This is a genomic window from Catenuloplanes nepalensis, from assembly GCF_030811575.1.
Taxonomy (GTDB): domain Bacteria; phylum Actinomycetota; class Actinomycetes; order Mycobacteriales; family Micromonosporaceae; genus Catenuloplanes; species Catenuloplanes nepalensis.
Genome location: NZ_JAUSRA010000001.1, coordinates 8666932 through 8683981 on the forward strand (window position 1 = coordinate 8666932; position 17050 = coordinate 8683981).

The 17050-nt window shown below is 71.8% G+C and carries 12 protein-coding genes and 1 pseudogene; 7 read left to right on the forward strand and 6 right to left on the reverse strand.

The genetic code is table 11. The annotated features are described in order from the left end of the window. The first annotated feature begins 90 nt into the window (after positions 1-90). The 3 genes and pseudogenes from J2S43_RS37640 to J2S43_RS42395 all read left to right on the forward strand — a co-directional run. Positions 91-1314, forward strand: a complete 1224-nt coding sequence (locus J2S43_RS37640) for a sensor histidine kinase (RefSeq protein ID WP_306837396.1) — start codon at positions 91-93, stop codon at positions 1312-1314. Next, positions 1290-1967: a response regulator gene (locus J2S43_RS37645; protein WP_306837398.1), complete on the forward strand. Its 678-nt coding sequence runs from the start codon at positions 1290-1292 to the stop codon at positions 1965-1967. Before J2S43_RS37640 ends, J2S43_RS37645 begins: the two co-directional genes overlap by 25 nt. A 39-nt stretch (positions 1968-2006) precedes the next feature. Beyond that, a pseudogene (locus J2S43_RS42395) lies at positions 2007-2228 on the forward strand (helix-turn-helix domain-containing protein); the annotation flags it as partial. Between the two features lie 210 nt (positions 2229-2438). Here J2S43_RS42395 and dnaE read toward each other — a convergent pair. The 5 genes from dnaE to J2S43_RS37670 all read right to left on the reverse strand — a co-directional run bounded on the left by dnaE (position 2439) and on the right by J2S43_RS37670 (position 11831). Next, complete coding sequence (dnaE, locus tag J2S43_RS37650) at positions 2439-5966, reverse strand: DNA polymerase III subunit alpha (protein WP_306837400.1); 3528 nt, start codon at positions 5964-5966, stop codon at positions 2439-2441. Positions 5967-6068: 102 nt separating this feature from the next. Continuing rightward, a complete protein-coding gene (locus J2S43_RS37655) occupies positions 6069-7286 on the reverse strand; it encodes a bifunctional glycosyltransferase family 2/GtrA family protein (RefSeq protein ID WP_306837402.1) in 1218 nt (405 codons plus the stop codon). 6 nt (positions 7287-7292) lie between these two features. Continuing rightward, positions 7293-9473 (reverse strand): ArnT family glycosyltransferase, encoded by a 2181-nt coding sequence (locus J2S43_RS37660; protein WP_306837404.1) that lies wholly within the window; start codon positions 9471-9473, stop codon positions 7293-7295. Between the two features lie 164 nt (positions 9474-9637). After that, entirely contained in the window at positions 9638-11119 is a 1482-nt protein-coding gene (locus tag J2S43_RS37665; RefSeq protein ID WP_306837406.1) for a sensor histidine kinase, read from the reverse strand. Further along, positions 11097-11831, reverse strand: a complete 735-nt coding sequence (locus J2S43_RS37670) for a response regulator transcription factor (RefSeq protein ID WP_306839723.1) — start codon at positions 11829-11831, stop codon at positions 11097-11099. The genes J2S43_RS37665 and J2S43_RS37670 overlap by 23 nt, the downstream gene beginning before the upstream one ends. A gap of 193 nt (positions 11832-12024) precedes the next feature. Between J2S43_RS37670 and J2S43_RS37675 the strand changes: the two genes are divergently transcribed. The 3 genes from J2S43_RS37675 to J2S43_RS37685 all read left to right on the forward strand — a co-directional run bounded on the left by J2S43_RS37675 (position 12025) and on the right by J2S43_RS37685 (position 14556). After that, the gene (locus J2S43_RS37675) at positions 12025-12678 is read left to right on the forward strand and encodes a hypothetical protein (RefSeq protein WP_306837408.1); all 654 of its coding nucleotides are present in this window, start codon (positions 12025-12027) and stop codon (positions 12676-12678) included. A 144-nt stretch (positions 12679-12822) separates the two neighbouring features. Beyond that, positions 12823-13581 (forward strand): ATP-binding protein, encoded by a 759-nt coding sequence (locus J2S43_RS37680; protein ID WP_306837409.1) that lies wholly within the window; start codon positions 12823-12825, stop codon positions 13579-13581. 24 nt (positions 13582-13605) lie between these two features. Beyond that, on the forward strand, positions 13606-14556 hold the full coding sequence (locus J2S43_RS37685; protein ID WP_306837411.1) for a DNA polymerase domain-containing protein: 951 nt from the start codon (positions 13606-13608) through the stop codon (positions 14554-14556). A gap of 240 nt (positions 14557-14796) precedes the next feature. Here the strand turns inward: J2S43_RS37685 and J2S43_RS37690 are convergent, their stop codons facing one another. Beyond that, positions 14797-15474 carry a TetR/AcrR family transcriptional regulator gene (locus J2S43_RS37690; RefSeq protein ID WP_306837413.1) on the reverse strand — a complete coding sequence of 226 codons (678 nt, stop codon included), beginning with the start codon at positions 15472-15474 and terminating at the stop codon, positions 14797-14799. Positions 15475-15577: 103 nt separating this feature from the next. Here J2S43_RS37690 and J2S43_RS37695 point away from each other — a divergent pair, with 103 nt between their 5' ends. Then, positions 15578-17005, forward strand: coding sequence for a DHA2 family efflux MFS transporter permease subunit (locus J2S43_RS37695; RefSeq protein ID WP_306837415.1), 1428 nt, complete (start codon positions 15578-15580; stop codon positions 17003-17005). Positions 17006-17050: the final 45 nt, after the last annotated feature.

The following is a 17050-nucleotide window of genomic DNA, read 5'->3' on the forward strand; positions in this document are numbered from 1 at the left end:
CGCGGTTGACGTCCGCCTGACCAAAGTCGCGTTCCCGCTTCGACTTTGGTCGGTACCGGCGGCCGGTGATCCGTCCGTAGCCTGGACGTCATGGTGGCGACCTCACTCCTCGACGCGCTCGACGCGCCGGACGAGGACGACCCGGTCCGCCCGCGGACCACCCGCGACTGGGCGGTCGACTCGTTGACGTTCGTCTTCGCGATAGGCTTCGCGATCGCGGTGACCGCGCAGGAGTTCTACGGCTGGGGGACGCCCGAGCGGATCGGCCGCGGCCCGGCCTGGCTGCTCTGGCTGGATCTCGCGCTGAGCCTGGTGCTCTGCGTCGCGCTCTGGTGGCGCCGCCGCCGGCCGGTCTCGCTGGCCCTGCTCGGCGTGCTGTTCGGCGTCTTCTCCGCGGCCAGCGGCGGCGCCACGCTGACCATCCTGTTCAGCGTGGCCGTGCACCGGCGGTTCCCGGTCGCGGCCGCGCTGACCGCGATCAACGTCGCGCCGACGCTGATCTACGCGTGGTTGCGGCCCGACCCGGCGATCGGCTACTGGGCGACCATCGCCTGGACCACGGTCTTCGCGTCGATCATCCTGCTCTGGGGTTCGCTGATCCGGTCCCGGCGGCAGCTGGTCCGCTCGCTGCGCGACCGGGCCGAGCGCGCCGAGGCCGAGCAGCAGCTGCGCGTGACCCAGGCCCGGCAGCTGGAACGAACCCGGATCGCGCGCGAGATGCACGACGTCCTCGCGCACCGGATCTCACTGCTCAGCCTGCACGCGGGCGCGCTGGAGATCCGGCCGGACGCGCCGGCCGCGGAGGTGGCGCGGGCCGCGGGCGTGATCCGGGCCAGCGCGCACCAGGCGCTGCAGGACCTGCGCGAGGTGATCGGCGTGCTGCGCGAGCCCGCGGCGGACGGCGGCCCGGAGCGGCCACAACCGACACTGACGGACCTGAACACGCTGGTCGAGGAGTCGCGCGCGGCCGGCGCCCGGGTCACGCTGGAGCTGCCGGACGGTGCGGAGAGCCCGCCGGACGCGGTGGGCCGCACGGCGTACCGGATGGTCCAGGAGGGTTTGACCAACGCCCGCAAGCACGCGCCGGGTGCGCTGGTCACGGTGTCCGTCGCGGGCGCGCCCGGATCCGGCCTGACCATCCGGGTGCGCAACCCCGGGCCGATCACGGTCGGCGCGCCGGTGCTGCCCGGCGCCGGGACCGGTCTGGTCGGGCTGGCCGAGCGTGCCACACTGGCCGGTGGACGACTCGATCATCGCCGCGAGCCCGGCGGCGGCTTCACGCTGGAGGCATGGCTGCCGTGGCCGAAGACCTGATTCCGCCGGTACGCGTGTTGATCGTCGACGACGACGCGCTGGTCCGGACCGGGCTCTCGATGATCCTCGGTGCCGCCCCGGAGATCAGCGTGGTCGGCGAGGCCGCGGACGGTGCCGAGGTCGCGGCCGCGATCGACGCGCACCGCCCCGACGTGGTGCTGATGGACATCCGCATGCCGCGGGTGGACGGCCTGGCCGCGACCGAGGCGGTCCGCGCCCGCCCGGACGCGCCCGAGGTGATCGTGCTGACCACGTTCGACCTGGACGAGTACGTGCTGCGCGCGCTCCGGGCCGGCGCCAGCGGCTTCCTGCTGAAGGACACGCCGCCCACGGAGATCATCCACGCGGTTCGCCGGGTCGCGTCCGGCGAGGCCACGCTCTCGCCCACGGTCACCCGCCAGCTGATCGCGCACGTGGCCGCGCCGGCCGTGCCCGCCCGCAACCGCCCGCTGGAGCTGCTCGACCGGCTCAGCGAGCGGGAACGCGAGGTCGCGATCGCGGTCGGCCAGGGCAAGTCCAACGCGGAGATCGCCGGCGAGCTGTTCATGAGCGTGGCCACGGTCAAGGCGCACGTCTCCCGCCTGCTGACCAAGCTCGGCCTGAACAACCGCGTCCAGATCGCCATCCTGGTCCACGACGCGGGTGTGATTTGATCCCTTCTTGATGCCCGCTTTGCGGTAATTTCGTCCATGATGGGGCGGCCGGAAAAGACGATCACCACGGGGGTACGGGAGCTGGCCGCACTGGCCGAGCACCTGCGCCGGCTGCGGAGCGCCTCCGGCAAGACCTACCCCGAGCTGGAACGCGCCGGCGGCTACTCCGCCTCGGTCTTCAGCCGCGCCGCGTCCGGCGACGCGCTGCCCACCTGGCAGGTCGCCCACGCCTACGGCACCGCCTACGGCACCGCCTGCGGCGCGGACGAACGGGCACTCCGCGCGACTGGTGGACCTCGGCCTGCTGAGAGCGGCCCCGACCGATGGCGGTCAGTCTCCGTGCCGATGGCCTCGGCCCGGCCGGGCACAACTGTCCCACCGAACCACCCGCGGAACCGGCAGGAAGGCCGCCCGGTGCCCGCTCCGAGCAGGCAGCACCACGCCGGAAGCGGGAAATCGGTGTTGAAGGTCTTATCCGACGGCCGCGGGCCCGAGGACGCTCTTCAGGTCGCCCATCAGCGCGGTGGTCGGGGCGACGCGGGTGCCGAGGCGCAGGACGGTGGTGCGGCCGCCGTTGACCAGTTTGACGTGGATCTCGTTGTCGCCCGGGTGCAGCATCAGCACCTCCTTCAGGCGTTCGACCAGTGGCGGGGTGCAGCGGGTGATGGGCATGGTGAGGATGACCGGCTTCGTGTCCGGGTTGGTGTGGACGTCCGGCATCATCATGTCCATCGCCATGATGCGCGGGGTGTCGTCGCGGCGGTCGATGCGGCCCTTGACGACCACGATCGCGTCCTCGGCGATGTACTGCCCGACCATCTCATAGGTGTTCGGGAAGAACAGTGCCTCGACGCCGCCGGCCAGGCCCTCCAGTGACGCGGACGCCCAGGCCTTGCCCTGCTTGGTGACGCGGCGCTGGACGCCGGAGAGGATGCCGGCCAGCGTGACGACCGCGCCGTCCGGGACGGTGCCCTCCTCGGCGAGCGCGGCGATGCTGGTGTCGGCGTGCTGGGAGAGCACGTGCTCCAGGCCGAAGAGCGGGTGGTCGGAGACGTAGAGGCCGAGCATCTCGCGCTCGAACGCCAGCTTGTCGCGCTTGTCCCACTCGCTGTCCGGGATGGTCGGCATGGCGACGGTCGCGGACGGTGCCGCGTCGCCGAAGCCGGCGCCGAACAGGTCGAACTGGCCGACGGCCTCGTTCTTCTTGACGCCGGAGTACGCGTCGATCGCCTCCGCGTGGACGGCGAGCAGGCCCTTGCGGGTGTGGCCCATCGAGTCGAACGCGCCGGCCTTGATCAGCGATTCGATCGTCTTCTTGTTGCAGGCGACCGCGTCGACCTTGGAGAGGAAGTCGTAGAAGTCGGTGTACTTGCCCTTGTCGTCGCGGCACCGGCGGATCGCCTCCACCACGTTCGCGCCGACGTTGCGGACCGCGGCGAGGCCGAACCGGATGTCCTTGCCGACCGGGGTGAACGGGCCGGCCGACTCGTTGACGTCCGGCGGGAGAACACTGATCCCCATCCGGCGGCACTCCGCGAGGTAGAGCGCCATCTTGTCCTTGTCGTCACCGACGGACGTGAGCAGACCGGCCATGTACTCGGCGGGGTAGTTCGCCTTGAGGTAGCCGGTCCAGTAGGAGACCAGCCCGTACCCCGCGGTGTGCGCCTTGTTGAACGCGTAGTCCGCGAACGGGACCAGCACGTCCCAGATCGCCTTGATGGCCTCGTCGGAGTATTTGTTCGCCCGCATGCCGTCGCGGAACGGGACGAACTCCTTCTCCAGGACCTCCTTCTTCTTCTTGCCCATGGCACGGCGCAGCAGGTCGGCCTGGCCGAGCGAGTAACCGGCCAGCTTCTGCGCGGCGCGCTGCACCTGCTCCTGGTAGACGATCAGCCCGTACGTCGGGCCGAGGATCTCCTTGAGCGGCGTCTCCAGCTCCGGGTGGATCGGGATGATGTCCTGGAGGCCGTTCTTGCGGAGCGCGTAGTTGGTGTGCGAGTCCGCACCCATCGGGCCGGGCCGGTAGAGCGCCAGCACCGCGGAGATGTCCTCGAAGTTGTCCGGCTTCATCAGGCGCAGCAGCGAGCGCATCGGGCCGCCGTCGAGCTGGAACACGCCGAGCGTGTCGCCGCGGGCCAGCAGCTCGTAGGTGGCCTGGTCGGTCAGCTCCAGCCCGAGCAGGTCGAGTTTGACCCCGTGGTTGAGCTCGATGTTCTTGACCGCGTCGTCGATGATCGTCAGGTTCCGCAGACCGAGGAAGTCCATCTTCAGCAGGCCGAGCGTCTCGCAGGTCGGGTAGTCGAACTGCGTGATGATCGAGCCGTCCGCGTCCCGGCGCATCAGCGGGATGTGGTCGATGATCGGCTCGGCGGACATGATGACGCCGGCCGCGTGCACGCCGGTCTGCCGGATCAGGCCCTCGATGCCGCGCGCGGTGTCGATGACCTTCTTGACGTCCATCTCCGACTCGTACATCGACCGCAGCTCGTTGGCCTCGGAGTACCGCGGGTGGTTGGAGTCGAAGATGCCGGAGAGCGGGATGTCCTTGCCCATCACGGCCGGCGGCATGGCCTTGGTGATCCGGTCGCCGACCGCGTACGGGTAGCCCAGCACGCGCGCGGAGTCCTTGATCGCGGCCTTCGCCTTGATCGTGCCGAACGTGGCGATCTGCGCGACCCGGTCCTCGCCCCACTTGTCCGTCACGTAGCGGATCACCTCGGCGCGCCGGCGCTCGTCGAAGTCGATGTCGACGTCGGGCATCGAGACGCGGTCCGGGTTCAGGAAACGCTCGAAGATCAGGCCGTGCGGCAGCGGATCGAGGTCGGTGATGCCCAGCGCGTACGCGACCAGCGAACCGGCCGCCGAGCCACGACCCGGGCCGACCGCGATGCCGTTCCGCTTCGACCACTGGATGAAGTCCGCGACCACCAGGAAGTACGACGGGAAGCCCATCTGGATGATGATCCCGAGCTCGTACTCCGCCTGCGTGACATGCGTCTCCGGGATGCCGTTCGGGAAGCGCCGCTTGAGGCCCTCGAACGCTTCGTGCCGGAACCAGGACTCCTCCGTGTAGCCCTCCGGCACCGGGAAGCGCGGCATCAGGTTCTTGAACGTGAACATGCCGGTGGTGTCGACCTTCTCGGCCACCAGCAGCGTGTTCCGGCAGCCCTCCTGCCAGGCGTCGGAGGAGTCGATCGCGCGCATCTGGTCCGCCGACTTCACGAAGTAGCCGTTGCCGTCGAACCGGAACCGGTTCGGATCGTCGACGTTCGAGCCGGTCTGCACGCAGAGCAGCACGTCGTGCGCGGCGGCCTGCTCCTCGTAGGTGTAGTGCGAGTCGTTCGTGACCACCGGCGGGATGTTCAGCTTCTTGCTGATCTCCAGGAGGCCCTCACGGACCCGGCTCTCGATGGAGAGCCCGTGATCCATGATCTCCAGGAAGTAGTTGTCCTTGCCGAAGATGTCCTGGTACTGCCCCGCGACCTTGACCGCCTCGTCGAACTGGCCGAGCCGCAGGCGGGTCTGCACCGCGCCGGACGGGCAGCCGGTGGTCGCCATGATGCCCTTGGCGTACTCGGAGATCAGCTCCATGTCCATCCGCGGCCACTTCACGTAGTGGCCCTCGAACGAGGCGCGCGAGTTGAGCTTGAACAGGTTCTTCAGGCCGTCCGCGTTCTGCGCCCACATGGTCATGTGCGTGATCGCGCCGTTACCGGAGACGTCGTCCGACTTCTGCTCCGGGCGGCCCCACTTCACGCGCTGCTTGTGGAAGCGGGACTCGGGCGCGACGTACGCCTCCACGCCGATGATCGGCACGATGTCCGCGGCCTTGGCCTGCTTGTAGAAGTCGTAGGCCCCGTGCATGTTGCCGTGGTCGCTGATCGCCACCGCCGGCATCTCGAGCCGCTTCGCCTCCTTGAAGAGGTCCTTCAACCGCGCCGCACCGTCGAGCATCGAATACTCCGTGTGCACGTGGAGGTGCACGAACGAATCGCCCACGGCAGGACTCACCCCGTCTTCGAATCTGCTTCCAGCGCTCCCCGAGGCGACCACTCTAGTCGCTCCCGGGGAGTCGGCCGGCGTCGAAACGGGGGTGTTTCATCACGCCTTCGTGAAGACCCAGGCCCGCATCAGGAGGAACCGCAGCAACGTGGCCATCAGGTTCGCGGCGACGAGTATCAGCAGCTCAATGACCCTGTGTGGAGTCTCCGTGACTGCGTGCAACGTGGCCAGTGAGCCGCTGGTCAGTGCGAGGCCGAGACCGAAGATCATCAATCCCTGTAGGTGGTGCCGGGCCGCGCCGTCCCTGCCCTGCACGCCGAACGTGAAGCGCCGGTTCGCCGCCGTGTTGCCGACCGCGGTGATCAGCAGCGCGAGCAGGTTCGCGACCTGTGCACCGAGCCCGAGCCGGAGAAGGGCGTAGATCAGCAGGTACGTGAGCGTGCTCGCCACGCCGACCGCGGCGAACCGCAGCAGCTGGCCGGTCATCCCGGCGGGGACACCGGGGACCGGGGCGAGCGGGGCACGGCCGAGCTGGGCGCGAAGCTCGGCCACGGGGAGGCGGCCGGTGGCGAGCGCGCGGCCGAGGCGGGCGATGCCCTTCAGGTCGGCGATCGCGGTCGACACGATGTCGACGCGGCTGTCCGGGTCGTCGATCCAGTCCACCGGCACCTCGTGGATGCGCAGGCCGGCGCGCTGGGCCAGGACCAGCAGCTCGGTGTCGAAGAACCACCCGGTGTCCTCGACCAGCGGGAGCAGCCGGTCGGCCACGTCCTTGCGGATCGCCTTGAAGCCGCACTGCGCGTCGGAGAAGCGAGCCTGCAGCGTGCCGCGGAGGATCAGGTTGTAGCCGCGCGAGATGATCTCGCGCTTGGCGCCGCGGACCACCCGTGAACTCCGGGACAGCCGGGACCCGATCGCCACGTCCGAGTGGCCGGAGAAGAGCGGCGCCACCAGCGGCAGCAGCGCGGCCAGGTCGGTGGAGAGGTCCACGTCCATGTACGCCAGCACCGGCGCGCCGGACGCGGACCACACCTCCTTCAGCGCGTATCCCCGGCCCTTGCGCGGCAGGTGCGTGATCGACACGCCCGGCAGGCTCTCCGCGAGCCGCCGCCCGACGTCGAGCGTGCCGTCCGTGCTGGCGTTGTCCGCGATGGTGATCCGGAACGGGTACGGGAAGGACGCGCTGAGGTGCTCGTGCAGCCGCCGCACGCACGGCTCCAGGTCCCGCTCCTCGTTGTGGACCGGGATGACCACGTCGAGCGCGGCGGTGACGGGTGGGATGCCGGCCGGTGCGGTCACTCCTGCGGTGATCGACATGGCGGATCAGCTCCCCTGCGACGCGGAGGCGGGCACGGTGAGGTCGTAGATCGTCGTGTCGTCCAGGGTCTGCGACGCGAAGTTGGCCTGGACCCAGGTCGCGATCTCCGCGCCGACCTGGCCGCTGCCGTCGCGCCCGCCGCCGCCGAAGCCGCCGTCCCCGATGAAGTAGTGGATCTTCCCCTGCTCCACGTACTCCTGGAACTGTGCGAGCGAGGGCGTCGGGTCGGTGCCGTTGAAACCGCCGATGGCCATCACCGGGTCGCCGGTGGCGAGCTGATATCCGGAGGCCCGGTTGGAGCCGACCGCGGCCGCGATCCAGGTGTATCGGTCCGCGTCCTTCTCCAGCAGCGCGACCATCTCCGCGCTCGGCTCGGAGCCGTTGAGCAGCCCGCCCATGCCACCGGCGTTGCCCCGGCCGTACGCACCCGGGCCGCCCTGACCGCCGCCGGTGAAGCCCTGCGGCGGCGCCTGGCCACCGCCCGGGAAACCACCGCCGGGCATCGCCTGGCCACCGCCGGGGATCATCTGACCGCCGCCGGGGATCGCCTGGCCGCCCGGGAAGGTTCTCCGGCCGCCGCGCCCGCCGCCCGGCCCGCCGCCGAATCCACCGGCGGTCATCGGGCCGGCGGACGGGATCGCGCCGCCGTGCGGCGTACCCGCGGTGTTGATGGCGTATGCCGCCGGTGCCGCCAGCGTGATCGCGGCCGCCACCACGCCCACCGGTACCGCGATCCGCGCGGCGAGCCGGCTGGTCGCGGCCAGCGCCACCGCGGCCACCACCCCGCCGATCAGCACGGTCCAGCGCAGCCACGGGTACCAGTCCGCGCTGCGCCCGAGCAGCACCCAGGCCCAGACCGCGGTGCCCGCGACCGTCGCGGCCAGCAGCGCGATCGCCCACGGGCTGCGCCGCCGCGACCAGAGCAGCGCGCCGCCCATGCCGGTCAGCGCGCCGATCGCCGGGGCCAACGCCACCGTGTAGTACGCGTGGAAGATCCCCTGCATGAAGCTGAACGTGAGCGTGGTGACGACGAGCCAGCCACCCCAGATCACGAACGCCGCGCGGGTACGGTCGGTGCGCGGCCGGCGCGCGGTGACCACCAGCCCGGCGATCATCAGCACCAGCGCGGCCGGCAGCAGCCAGGCGATCTGACCGCCCTGCGCGGAGTCGAACATCCGCAGGATGCCGGACTCACCCCACATCCCACCGCCGTTGCCACCGCCGCCGCCCGGCCCGGCCATGCCGCCGCCCGGTCCGCCGGTGCCTCCGCCGCCGACGCTGCCGGTCTCGTTGCCGTTGAGCCGGCCGAGCCCGTTGTAGCCGAGCGTGAGCTCCAGAATGCTGTTGTTCTGCGAACCGCCGATGTATGGCCGGGAGTCCTCCGGCCACAGCTCGACCGCGAGGATCCACCAGCCGGCCGCGACGATCATCGCGCCGGCCGCGCCGAGCAGCTGCAGGAACCGCCTGCCCAGCTTCGGCGGGCCGGCGATCAGGTAGACCAGGCCGAGCGCGGGCAGGATCAGCAGTACCTGGAGCATCTTGGCGAGGTATCCGAGGCCCATGAGCACGCCGCAGAGCAGCAGCCACGTGGTCGCGCCCCGCTCCAGCGCGCGGACCATCGCCCAGCACGCCGCGATCATCAGCAGCACGAGCAGCGCGTCCGGGTTGTTGAAGCGGAACATCAGCGCCGCGACCGGGGTGGTGGCGAGCACCGCGCCGGCCAGCAGCGCGGCCGCGGGCGGAAACCAGCGCCGGACCGTGGCGTAGAGCAGCGCGACCGACGCCACGCCCATCAGCGCCTGCGGGACGAGCATGCTCCACGAGTTCATCCCGAAGATCCGGGCGGCCAGTGACATCGGCCAGAGCGAGAGCGGCGTCTTGTCGACGGTGATGAAGTTGGCCGCGTCGGAGGAGCCGAAGAAGAACGCCTTCCAGCTCTCCGAGCCGGCCTGCACCGCGGCCGCGTAGAACGAGTTGGCCCAGCCGGAGGCGCTGAGCCCCCAGAGGTAGAGGACGGCGGTGGCGATCAGCAGTGCGTAGAGCGCGGGACGGGCCCACGCCGGGTCGTCGTCGGGGCCGCGGAGGATCCGCTGCCGGCGCGACCGCGTGACGGTCGCGGGCGTCTCCGGAGGAGGGTCCGGCGTCTCCGGGGAAGGTACGGCCTCAGCGGGCAACGTCGAGGTCATCGGCTTCGTCCTTCGGCAATCAGAATTCACGACAAGACGGGCTCTTCGGTCAACTTCAGCCCCGGTGACCAGGATCGACCGGGCATCTCACCGTGCGCTCCGCCAAAGCTGTGAGGACGCTGGGAATACGCGCTCGCCGATGTGACGGCGGTACGGCCGTGAGATTACGCCCCTGCCGGGATCGCGCCCGCGGTCAACGGCATCGATACCAGGAACTCCGTGCGGCCCGGCCGGCTGCGCACGTCGATCCGCCCGCCGTGCGCGGTGACCACCGCGTGCACGATCGCCAGGCCCAGGCCGGTGCTGCCCGCGGCGCGCGACCGGGAGCTGTCGCCGCGCGCGAACCGCTCGAAGACGTGCGGCAGCAGGTCCGCCGGGATGCCCGGCCCGGTGTCGGCCACCAGCACCGCGGCCCGGCCGTCCCGGCGCTGCACGGACACCGTCACCTCGGTGCCGGGCGGCGTGTGCGTACGCGCGTTGGCCAGCAGGTTCGCCAGCACCTGGTGCAGGCGCGCGCGGTCGCCGAGCACCTCCACGAGCGAGTCCTCCGGTGGCAGGTCGAGCCGCCAGACGTGCCGCGGACCGGCCGCGTGCGCGTCGCTGACCGTGTCGACCGCGAGCATCGCCAGGTCGACCGGCTCGTGCGCAAGCGGCCGGCCCGCGTCCAGCCGGGCCAGCAGCAGCATGTCCTCGACCAGCAGCGTCATCCGCTTCGCCTCGGACTCGACCCGGGTCAGCACGTGCGCCACCTCGGGCGGTACCTCCTGGCGGCTGCGGCGGGTCAGCTCGGCGTACCCGCGGATCGCGGCCAGCGGCGTGCGCAGCTCATGACTGGCATCCGCGACGAACTGGCGCACCTGCGTCTCGCTGGCGTGCCGGGCCGCGAGCGCGGCCTCGACGTTGCCGAGCATGCGGTTGAGCGCGGCGCCGACCTGGCCGACCTCGGTGCGCGGGTCGGTGAACTCGTCCGGCAGCCGCTCGGCCAGCGCGACCTCGCCGCGGTCCAGTTCCAGCTCGGCCACGCGGCCGGCGGTGGCGGCGACGCGGCGCAGCGGGCGCAGCGCCCGGCGGATGATCACGACCCCGGCGACGCCGGCGATCACCAGCGCGCCGCCGGTGACGACGGCCAGTATCACCGCGACCTGCACCTGCGTGCTCTCCACCTGGGCGGTGGGCAGCCCGGTGACGACCAGGTCGTCGTGCGGGCCCTGCCGCTGCGCCTTCAGCCGGTAGTTGCCGTACCCCTCCAGGTGGTAGGTCCTGGGACGGCCGTCGGCCGGGATCGTGCCGAGCATCGCGTAGAGCGCGCCACCCGCGTCGATCTCCTGCAGATCCGTGCCGAGGATGCGCACGCCGGGACGGTCACCGCTGAGGTAGGCGACCAGCGTCCCGGCCGGCTGCCCGCGCCCGATCCACTGATCCGGCCCGCTGCCCGGACGCTCGAAGATCTCCACGCGCTGCGCGGCCGTGTTCAGCTGCCGGTCCAGCTGGTCCTGCAGGTTCCGGTGCAGCGCCAGTTCGGTCACCACGGAGATCAGCAGGCAGGCCGCGGCCAGCAGCGCCAGCATGGTGGCGACCAGTCGCGTCCGCAGCGGCCAGCCCCTGGGCCCGCGCGGCCGGCTGTCAGTCCGCCGGCTTGAGGACATAGCCGGCACCGCGCATCGTGTGGATCATCGGCTTCCGCCCGGCGTCGATCTTCTTGCGCAGGTACGAGATGTACAGCTCGACGACGTTCGCCTGGCCGCCGAAGTCGTAGTTCCACACCCGGTCCAGGATCTGGGCCTTGGACAGCACCCGGCGCGGGTTGCGCATCAGATAGCGGAGCAGCTCGAACTCGGTCGCGGTGAGCGTGATCATGTCGCCGCCGCGCCGTACCTCGTGACTGTCCTCGTCCAGGCTCAGGTCGCCGACGATCAGCTCCGCGTCCGAGCGCATCGCGGCCCGCCCGGCCCGGCGCATCAGCCCGCGCAGCCGCGCCACGACCTCCTCCAGGCTGAACGGCTTCGTCACGTAGTCGTCGCCGCCCGCGGTCAGCCCCGCGATCCGGTCCTCCACCGAGTCCTTGGCCGTGAGGAACAGCACCGGCACCTCGGGCGTCTCGCCGCGCAGCCGGCGCAGCACCTCCAGGCCGTCCATGTCCGGCAGCATCACGTCCAGGATCACCGCGTCCGGCCGGAACTCGCGGGCCGCCCGCACCGCGCCGCCGCCGTCACCGGCCGAGCGCACGTCCCAGCCCTCGTAGCGCAGCGCCATGGACAGCAGCTCCGCCAGCGTGGACTCGTCGTCGACCACCAGCACCCGGACCGGGCTGCCGTCCGCGCGGCGCAGGTCCTGGCGTGTGTCGGAGTGCATCGTCATCGTCATGGTCCCGATCGTGTGCCTGCCATCTGAGCAGCACCTTTACCGACCCTGTGTAACACCTGTGGACGTCCGCCAGACCCAGAAGATCAAAATCCTCCGGGGGTACGTCTCCGAGCGTGCTTCGAGTGCCGTCCGATCCGGCTCGGAGGTCCGCCCGATTGCATGGGCTCTTCCGAACTAGGAGGAAGCTGTGAGTTCTCACGTCCACCGGCGGCTGGCGGCCGTCGCGCTGGCCGGGTCCGCGGCACTGCTGCTGGCCGCGGGCTGTGGCGGTTCCGGCTCGTCCGACGACTCGGGCGGCTCGGGAGGTTCCGGGGAGAACGCGCTCGCCGCGTACGCGGCCTGCCTGTCGGAGCAGGGCATCCAGGTGACGGTTCCGACCACGAACCCGGACCGCAGCGGCACCCGCCCGTCCGGCGGAGCCTTCCCGCAGGGCTCCGGCCAGCCCGTCCCGCAGGGCTCCGGCCAGCCCTTTTCCCAAGGTTCCGGCCGGCCGACCGCGTTCCCGTCCGGGCAGCCCTCCGGCGGCCCGGGCGGCGGCGGTCAGCGCGGCGGTGGTGGCGGCTTCGCGAACATGCTCAAGCCCGACGGCGTCGACGAGGCGGCCTGGGCAGCCGCGACCGAGGCGTGCGCGGACTCGCTGCCGCAGATGGGCAACGGCGGCCAGGGCGGTCCCGGCGGCCAGGGCGGTCCCGGTGGTGGCCAGGTGGACGGCGGCGCCTCCGCCGCGTACGACAACTGCCTCACCGAGAACGGCGTGACCGATCCGGCCGCGCTGAACACCGCGGACGCCACCACCGCGGCGGCCGTCGAGGCCTGCGCGCCGCTCAAGCCCGCGTCCTGACGGCGGGCGCACGGGCGGCCGGTGAACCGGCCGCCCGTCCGGGGGAACGACGCACTTCCGGTCTGTTGTCCGAGGTGGGAGGTCGCGAGACTCGGTCCGATGACGAGCACGGCAACGTTCCCGACCGGACGGGGTGGGCCCGCAGTGAGCGGAACCAGACAGCTGTCCGCGATAGTGGCGCGCGACGACAGCCGCGGCGCCGTTCTCATCGCGTTCGAGGGCGATCTGACGCTGCGCAGCGCCGCCCGGGCCCGATCCGTGATCACCAAGGCGCTGGCCGAATGCCCGGTGGTGGTGATCGTCTCGCTGGACCGCGTGCGGATCTCGCACGACGGCGCGCTCGCGGTCTTCGTGGCACCGCGCTGGCGGGCCGGCCATTCCCCGGAGGCGCCGTTGCTGCTGGTCGCCCGGTCCACGGTCGCGGCGCGGCTGCGCGTGCTGAACCGCGGCGTACGCGTGCACCCCACGCTGGACAAGGCGCTCGGCGCCGCCGGTGACCTGCGCGCGTCCAGCCGGTGGGAGCACCTGCGGCTGGACGCGGGACCGCTGGCCGCTTCGTTCGCGCGCTCGATCGTCGGCGACGCGTGCACGGGCTGGGACGTGCACGAACTGCTCTACTCGGCCCGGGCGGTCATCTCCGAGCTGGTCAACAACGCGGTCGAGCACGGCGGCACGCCGATCGGCGTGACCGTGACACTGCGCCGGCCGTACCTCTATCTGGTGGTCGCGGACGGCAACCCGGCACCGCCCCGGATCCGCCCGGTCAGCGGCGGCGACCCGCGCGCGCCGCTCGCCGAACGGGGCCGTGGCCTGCGCGTCGTCGAGGCCGAGGCGCACCGCTGGGGCTGCTCCGCGCTGCCGCAGGGCAAGGCGGTCTGGGCCGCGCTTCGCCTGGCCGGATAGGCCCCGGCGTGCGAAGGTGACACGATGGGCGAGACGCGGGACGGGGTCGAGCTGACCAACCTCGACGCGGCACTCTTCGACGGTGCCGGCGCGACCAAGCGCGATCTGATCGACTACCTGGACGCGGTCTCCGGGCACCTCCTGCCGCAGCTCGCCGGCCGCCCGCTCTCGGTGATCCGGGTGCTGCGCGGCCAGGACGCGTTCATGCAGAAGAACGTCCCGAAGTACACGCCGGACTGGGTGCGCACCACCGAGGTCTGGGCCGAGGCGTCACACCGCGCGGTCCGCTACGCGCTCTGCGACGACCGCCGCACGCTGCTCTGGTTCGGCAACCAGCGCGCCGTGGAATATCACCCCGCGCTCGCCCGCGCGGACGCGCCGGACCGCCAGACCCACCTGATCATCGACCTGGACCCGCCGGAGGACGACGGCTCGTTCGGGCTGGCCGTCCGCGCCGCCGCGCTGGTCCGCGAGGCGCTGACCGCCACCGGCCTGACCGGCGCCGTGAAGACCAGCGGCGCCAAGGGCCTGCACGTCTTCGTGCCGGTCCGGGACGCCGACACCGAGCAGGTCGCCGCCGCCACCCGCGCGCTCGCGGCGCGTGCGGAACGCGTCGACCCCGCGCTGGCCACCACCGCGTTCATCCGCGAGGACCGCCACGGCAAGGTCTTTTTGGACGCCACCCGCGCCGGCGGCGCCACCATCGCCGCCGCCTACAGCCCTCGCCTGCGCCCCGGTGTCCCGGTCTCGTTCCCGGTCGCGTGGGACGACCTCGCCGACATCACCCCCGCGGACTTCACCATCCACACCGCGCCCGCGCTGCTTCGGACCGACCCCTGGACCGACGCGCTCCCCGGCCCCCAGCCGATCCCCCAGGACCTGATCGACGAGGGCCGCACCATCCCGGTCGCCCGCGTCGCCGCCATGCACGAGGGCAAACGCCGGGCCGCAGCCCGAAGAAAAGCCGAATCATAACCATTTTCCCGCTTCCGGCGTGGCTGAGTCCCCAGTGCTCCCGCGGGCACCGGTCGTCGCTGGCGCTCCTCCCTGCCGGTCAGTGGGTGGCAAGAAAGTCCGCCGGTCAGTCGGTGGCAGGGAAGCCCGGTGGTCGGCGGGTGGGCCGGGAAGGCCGCCGGTCGGCGGTGGCAGGGAAGGCCGCTGGTCAGCGGGGCAGGGGTCTGCTGGTCTGCGGGCGGCGGCGGGGAGGTCTGCTGATCAGCGGGTGGTGGGGAGGCCGCGGAGGCCGGCGATGACCAGGTCGAGGCCGAGTTCCTGGAAGTTCTCCTTTACGACGCAGCCGGTGAGCGGGTCGGCGGCGGCGGTGACGTGGGGGTAGCGGCGGGGGGAGAGCGTGGCGAGCGCGGCCCGCTTGGCGCGGATGCGGTCCTCGCGCTGCTCCTCGTCCTGGATCGTGGGCACGCCCGGGTCGTACGGGATCAGGTTGATCACGGTGCAGAGCGCCTGGGTGCCGACCGTGGCGGCCCGGTAGGTATCGAAACCGGCCTGGGCCAGCAGCTCCAGCGCGCGCTCCGCCATCGCGAGGCCGCCGGGGGAGACCAGCACCCGCGGCACGATCAGCGGCGCGACCACCGGGTGCGCGGCGAGTGAGTCGAGCAGCGCGGTGAAGACCGCGCGTAGCTGCACGTGCCAGGGCTCGCCGGTCGGGGCCGGGAGGGCCACGTTGAGCAGCACGTGGTCGGCGAGCGCGTGGATCAGCTCGTCCTTGTCCCGGAAGTGCCGGTAGAGCGCCATCGGCGTGACGCCGTGCTCGGTCGCCAGCCGCCGGATGGTGACGGCGGACAGGCCTTCGGCGTCGGCGATGGCGAGCGCGCTGACCACGATCTTCTCCGGGTCGAGGCGTTCGCGGGCGGGGGCGGCAGCGGATGGCGTCACGTTGACAAGTCTACGGCGTAGACCTAGCGTCTACGAAGTACGTGTACGACGTATACGTACGCCGTAGACACGTGCGCCGTAGACGAAGAGAGGCTCTACCGGAATGAGACGAAGTCCCTGGGCCACGCTCGTCGTGCTGGCCCTGGCGCAGTTCATCGTCGTGCTCGACGTGACGATCGTGAACGTGGCGCTTCCGAACATCCAGTCCGACCTGGACTTCACGCCGGACGGCCTGCAGTGGGTGATCAGCGCGTACACGCTGCTGTTCGGCGGTTTCCTGCTGCTCGGCGGGCGCGCGGCCGACCTGCTCGGCCCGCGCCGGCTGTTCATCGGCGGCCTGCTGCTCTTCGGTGTCACCTCGCTGATCGCGGGCCTGGCGCCGAACTCGGAGAGCCTGATCGCGGCCCGCGCGGTGCAGGGCCTCGGCGGCGCGCTGCTGTCCCCGGCCGCGCTCGCGCTGCTCACCGTCACGTTCCCGCCCGGCCGGGACCGCAACATCGCGATGGGTGTCTGGGGCGGTCTGGCCGGCCTCGGCGGCACGCTCGGCGTGGTCGCGGGCGGCCTGCTGGTGGACGCGCTGGACTGGCGCTGGGTCTTCCTGGTCAACGTGCCGCTGGTGATGGCGCTGGTCGCGATCACGCCGTTCTTCGTCCGGGACGTCCGGCACGCCGTGCCGGGCCGCCGCACGTTCGACCTGGCCGGTGCGGTGCTCAGCACGGCCGGTCTGCTCGCGGTGGTCTACGGCGTGGTGCGCGCGGAGCACAGCGGGTGGGGATCGGCCGAGGTGCTCGGCTTCCTGATCGGCGGGGTCCTGTTGCTCGGCGCGTTCGTGCTGGTGGAGCGGCGTTCGGCGGACCCACTCGTACCCATGCGGCTGTTCCGGTCCCGGTCCTTGACCACGTCCGGTGTGGCGCTCGGCCTGAACGGGGCCGCGTTCCTGTCCATGTTCTTCCTGACCGCGATCTACCTGCAGCAGGTGCGCGGCGACTCAGCGCTCGAGGCCGGGCTGCACTTCCTGCCGATGGGCGGCGCGGCGATCCTCGCGGCCGTGCTGGCCAGCCAGCTGGTCACCCGGATCGGCACCCGCCCGGTCCAGCTCGGCGGCGCCGTGCTCAGCGTGGCCGGCCTGCTGCTGCTGACGCTGGTCGGCACGGACGACGCGTACGCCACCGGCCTGCTCCCCGGGCTGTTGCTGTTCGGCGCCGGGATCATCGCGGTCAGCGTGCCGGCCCAGATCGCCGCGGTCTCCGAGGTGCAGAACCACGAGGCGGGCGCCGCGTCCGGCCTGGTCTCCGCGGTCTATCAGATCGGCGGCGCGCTCGGGCTCGCGGTGGTGACGACGCTGTCGCTCACGCACGTGACCGACCAGCTCACCGCGGGCGTCGCGCAGCAGCAGGCGCTGGTCGACGGCTTCCACCGGGGCATCCTGGTCGCGGCCGCGTTCGCGGTGGTGAACATCGCGGTCTCGCTCTCCACGCCGCAGATCACCCCGGACACGGAGCAGCTCGCCGAGGCCGCCGCCACCGCCTGACCGAGACGCCCCGCGCTCCGCGCACCCCGCGTCGACGCACTCCCC

What these genes read in the sequence shown, in the direction of transcription:
- J2S43_RS37640 (WP_306837396.1), top strand. Translation starts at nt 91, where the DNA reads ATGGTGGCGACCTCACTCCTCGACGCGCTCGACGCGCCGGACGAGGAC.
- J2S43_RS37645 (WP_306837398.1), top strand. Translation starts at nt 1,290, where the DNA reads ATGGCTGCCGTGGCCGAAGACCTGATTCCGCCGGTACGCGTGTTGATC.
- J2S43_RS37655 (WP_306837402.1), bottom strand. Translation starts at nt 7,286, where the DNA reads ATGTCGATCACCGCAGGAGTGACCGCACCGGCCGGCATCCCACCCGTC.
- J2S43_RS37660 (WP_306837404.1), bottom strand. Translation starts at nt 9,473, where the DNA reads ATGACCTCGACGTTGCCCGCTGAGGCCGTACCTTCCCCGGAGACGCCG.
- J2S43_RS37665 (WP_306837406.1), bottom strand. Translation starts at nt 11,119, where the DNA reads ATGTCCTCAAGCCGGCGGACTGACAGCCGGCCGCGCGGGCCCAGGGGC.
- J2S43_RS37670 (WP_306839723.1), bottom strand. Translation starts at nt 11,831, where the DNA reads ATGACGATGCACTCCGACACACGCCAGGACCTGCGCCGCGCGGACGGC.
- J2S43_RS37685 (WP_306837411.1), top strand. Translation starts at nt 13,606, where the DNA reads ATGGGCGAGACGCGGGACGGGGTCGAGCTGACCAACCTCGACGCGGCA.
- J2S43_RS37695 (WP_306837415.1), top strand. Translation starts at nt 15,578, where the DNA reads ATGAGACGAAGTCCCTGGGCCACGCTCGTCGTGCTGGCCCTGGCGCAG.